This window comes from Streptomyces zinciresistens K42, assembly GCF_000225525.1.
Taxonomy (GTDB): Bacteria; Actinomycetota; Actinomycetes; order Streptomycetales; family Streptomycetaceae; genus Streptomyces; species Streptomyces zinciresistens.
Map to the genome: position 1 here is coordinate 1 of NZ_AGBF01000331.1, position 4,384 is coordinate 4,384.

Sequence of the window (4,384 nt, forward strand, 5' to 3'; positions counted from 1 at the left end):
GCCCGCGGCGGTGGCCGTGCCCCAACTGCCGGGCCGCGGACGGGGTTTCGCGGGCCCGCCGGCCCTCGGGAGAGTGGCCGCGCCGGGCGTCCGCCGCGCCGCCGCGGTGCCGGACTCCGGCAGCGCCCGCAGCGCGCGGTGCAGGTCCGCCAGGTCCGGCCGGGCGTCCGGGTCCTTGTCCAGGCAGCGCTCGACGACGTCCCGGAGCGGGGCGGGCACCCCGCTGAGGTCCGGCGGCTCGTGCAGGACCTGGTAGCCGGTCATGTAGGGGCTGTCGGCGTCGAACGGACCCGCGCCGACCGCCGCGAACACCATCAGCGAGCCCAGCGAGAACACGTCCGAGGACGGGGTGACGTCGCGGGGGGAGGCCAGTTGCTCCGGGGACATGAAGGGCGGGGTGCCGATGATGCGGCCGGTCACGGTGAGGCTCTGGTGGTCGGAGGCGCGCGATATGCCGAAGTCGATGACGCGGGGGCCGTCCTCGGTCATGAGGACGTTGCCCGGCTTGAGGTCCCGGTGCACCAGGCCCGCCCGGTGGATCTCCCGCAGCGCCTCGGCCAGTCCCAGCCCCAGCGTGCGCAGTTCCCGGCCGCCCAACGGGCCGTCCTTCTCGACGACTTCGGCGAGCGTGGGCCCCGGCACGTGGAGTGTCGCCATCCAGGGCAGGTCGGCGTCGGGATCGGCGTCCACGACCGGCGCGGTGAAGGCGCCGCTCACCCGCCGCGCCGCCGCGATCTCCTGCCGGAAGCGGGTGCGGAACTCCTCCTCCCGCGCGTACGAGCCGCGCACGAGCTTGACCGCGACCTGCCGACCGGAGTCGGAGACCCCGAGGTAGACGACGCCCATGCCGCCCGCGCCGAGCCGCCCGAGCAGCGTGTACCCGCCGATGGACTCCGGGTCCCCGGTGTTCAGGGGCGTCATCGCCGACCTACCTTCCCACCGCCCGTCCGTCTCACGGCCTCAGCGTAGGGCCTGCCCTCCGCCGCGCCTGAGGGGCACCCTCGGCGGGCGGGGCGCCCCGCGTACTCCGCGTACGCCGGGCGGGGGCGCCCCTCACACCGGCTCCGGCCCCGGCCCCGTCCTCCTGACGTGCAGCACATGGCCTTCCAGCGGCAGGGGCGTCAGGTCCACCAGGGCGAGTCCGGCGTCTGCGAACAGCCGGGCGTAGTGGTCGGCCCGGCGCTCGCGCCCGCCGACGTTGCACATCATGTGCAGATCCCAGGCGGTGGCCAGGGAGGCCGATCCGTCGCGGGGCAGGACCCGTTCGACGACGAGCAGGTCGGCGCCGTCGGGCATCGCGCGGGCGCAGTGGCGCAGGATCTCGCGGCAGCGCGCGTCGTCCCAGTCGTGCAGGACGCGGGACAGGACGTAGACGTCGCCGCCCTCGGGGACGTCCGCGAAGTCACCGGCCCGGAAGGCGCACCGCGTGCCGTGGCCGGCCCGCTCCAGCCGGGCGCGGGCGGCTTCGACGGCGTGCGGGCGCTCCAGCAGGACTCCGCTCAGCCGGGGGTGCGCGGTGAGGATGCGGCCGAGCAGTTCGCCGTTGCCGCCCGCGACGTCGACCACGGTGGCCCCGGCCGGCGCCGCGGCGGCGGCGGTGAGCACGGGATGCGCGGGCACCGGGTCGAACATGGCGGACCCGGCGGCCATGGACGCGTCGAAGAGGGCCGCGAGACGGGGGTCGCGGGCGAAGTGGTCGAAGTGGTTCTCGCCGAAGAGGTGCTCGAAGCCGACCTGGCCGGTGCGCACGGTGTGCCCGAGTTCCGCGAACGACCGGTAGAAGGGCCCGCCGTACATCAGCGCCAGCGCCCGCATCGACCCCGCCGCGCCGGTGCGCAGCAGGGCGCCGAGCGCGGTGAGCCGGTAGCCGTCGCGGCCCTGCGCCACCGCGCCCAGCATCACGAGATACCGCAGCAGGGTCTCCAGCTCACGCGGTCGCGCGCCGACCGCGCGCGCCAGGTCCGCGACGCCCGTCCCGCGCTCGGCGTCCATGGCGTCGGGCACCCCGAGTTCGGTGAACGCGGCCAGCGCCTGGGTCGTCCAGGCCCCGGTCAGCAGGCGCAGGAGCGTTTCGGCGGGTTGCCGTGCGCGAGGGTCGCCGAGGTGCGCGGCCAGGAGGTCGCGGTGATCGCCGGGGACGTACAGCTCCACGCGCCGGTGGGCCGCCTCGGCCTCCTCCGGCGCGGTGAAGTAGAAGACCGTGCCGTTCTCGTGGGCGTTGTAGCCGCCGCCGTCCGGGGCGGCCCCGTGGCGCGCGAGGGTCGCGCACAGCCCGCGCAGCAGCAGCGGGTCGGGCTCCGGGACGTCGAACGCCACGTGCGTCTCGTGCTGCCGCTCCCGCTCGTACGCCGCGATCCCCTCCAGGCCGGACCCCGGCGGCACGGTCAGCGCGAACACCTCGACCGCCCGGGGCTCGCCGTCCGCGCCGGCCACCGCGGGGCGCAGGATGCCGACGTCCAGCTCGGCGGCGGGCCGCCGGTGCCGTACGGCCAGGCGCTCGCGCACGACGACGCTCGGCCGCGGCGGCAGTGCGGCGGTGAGCCCGCAGTCGGCGAGCAGGGCGCGCAACTCCGCCTCGCCGGACGGGAAGACGAGCAGCGCGGCGTGCGAGAAGCGGCAGCGCTCGGTGAGCGTGCGCAGCTCGGGGCCGTCGAGCCCGGGGAACAGGAGCGGGAGCAGTGCGGCGGTGCTCTGCTCCTTGACGAAGTCGACCGTCGCGAGCAGGCGGGACGTGTCGCCCGACAACGTCGTGATCATTGCGGGGATCCTCATTCGGGGGGGTGCGGATGGCGCGGGAGGGGCGGGAGGGGCGGGAGGGGCGGGAGGGGCGGGAGGCGGGGGGCGCCCAAGGGGGCAGGGCTCGCGGGAGGGGCGGAAGGGGCGGAAGGCGGGGCGGCGCCCAAGGGGGCAGAGCTCGCGGGAGGGGCGGGAGGCGGGGGCGGCCCACAGGAGGCGGGGCTCGGCGGGAGACCGGCGGGGTGGGCTCGCGGGACCGGGGCTCACACCCCGACGTAGTGCTCGGCGAACCAGTCCTGCCGGCTGCGCGACGTACGCAGCGAGCCGAGGCGCGAGCGCCGCAGGGATTCGTGGAAGGGCGCGGCGGGGTCCGCTCCGGAGGGGCCGTGCAGCAACCGGATCATCCAGTGCGAGAACTCCTGGGCCCGCCAGATGTACGCGAGGCACCGCGCGGAGTAGGCGTCGAGTCCGGCGCGGTCGTCGTGGCGGAGGTCGTCGGCGAGGGCCTGGGCGAGGATGGACGCCTCCAGGACCGCGAGGTTGGCGCCCTTCGCCGCGGCCGGGCTGATGAGCCCGGCGGCGTCGCCCACGAGGAACAGCGCGCCGTGGCGCAGCGGTTCGAGCACGTCGGACTCCAGGTCGACCACGGCGCGCCGGACGATGCGGCCGCGGCGCAGCGGGCCGTACCGCGCGGCCCGCATCCGCAGCTCAAGCTCGTCCCAGATCCGCTCCTCGGACCAGGCGTCGGCGGCGGTGCCGCGCTCGTACTGGAGGTAGTAGCGGGTGACGTCGCTGGTCCGCGCCATGTGCCCGGCGAAGCCCCGCCCGTGCACCGCGTACCCGACGGCGTCCAGGCTCGGCGGCGCCTCGGCGAGCAGTCCGAGCCAGGTCACGTCGTGGTCGCAGTGGTACCGGCGCACCGAGCCGGGCGGCAGCGAGCGCCTGGCCGCACCGTACCGCCCGTCGCAGCCGGCCACGTACCGGGCGTGCCACCGGCCGGGCCGCCCGTCCGCCTCGCGCACCGTCACCGAAGGCCGGTCGCCGTCGGCGTCCTGGACGGCGATCGCCTCGGTGGCGAAGTCGATACGGCCGCCGCGGGCCAGAAAGCGGGTCAACAGGTCCGTGACCAGGCTCTGTTGCGGATAGACGGTGTGCCGCTCACCGCGCCCGAGCCCGCTGTAGTCCAGCCGGAAGCGGCCGTCCTCGGTACGGAACTCGCACGTGCTGTGCGTCCGCCCGCCCCGGCGCAGCCCCTCGGCCAGCCCGTGCGCCTCCAGGGTCCGTACGGTGGCGGCGGCCAGGAACCCGGCGCGCGCCCGGGTCTGGACGTGCGCGCGCTCGGCCCGCTCCAGGATGACGCAGTCGATCCCGCGGTCCCGCAGAAGATTGCCCAGCACGAGCCCGGCCGGTCCGGCACCGAGGATGACCACGTCGGATGCTCTGCGGGTCTGCCTGTCTGTCACGAGACGGGATAGTAGGTCCCGTCAAGTGCCCTCCTGTGCCGAAATCACCTGAACGGGGAGTGCGGTAGCAGCACGCCGGGGCGCGAGCCCCGGCAAGCGCGCTGACCTGGGCGGAAGTACGGGGGCGCCGGGGGTTCTGCGGGAGAGGTCCGCGGCCGGGATGGGGTGGGGGGGGTGGGTGGGGG

The 4,384-nt window shown here is 76.0% G+C and carries 3 protein-coding genes; all 3 read right to left on the reverse strand.

The genetic code is table 11. The features are described 5' to 3' along the window. On the reverse strand, positions 1-921 hold a 921-nt coding region (locus SZN_RS35665; RefSeq protein ID WP_007505126.1), incomplete at its 3' end, for a serine/threonine-protein kinase. A gap of 132 nt (positions 922-1,053) precedes the next feature. Beyond that, positions 1,054-2,757, reverse strand: coding sequence for a methyltransferase (locus SZN_RS35670; RefSeq protein ID WP_007505128.1), 1,704 nt, complete (start codon positions 2,755-2,757; stop codon positions 1,054-1,056). A 242-nt stretch (positions 2,758-2,999) separates the two neighbouring features. Continuing rightward, entirely contained in the window at positions 3,000-4,166 is a 1,167-nt protein-coding gene (locus SZN_RS35675; protein ID WP_007505130.1) for a 4-hydroxybenzoate 3-monooxygenase, read from the reverse strand. Positions 4,167-4,384 lie beyond the last annotated feature (218 nt).

Excerpts from the sequence above, each read along its gene's own strand:
- SZN_RS35670 (WP_007505128.1), bottom strand. The coding sequence starts at position 2,757 with ATGATCACGACGTTGTCGGGCGACACGTCCCGCCTGCTCGCGACGGTC.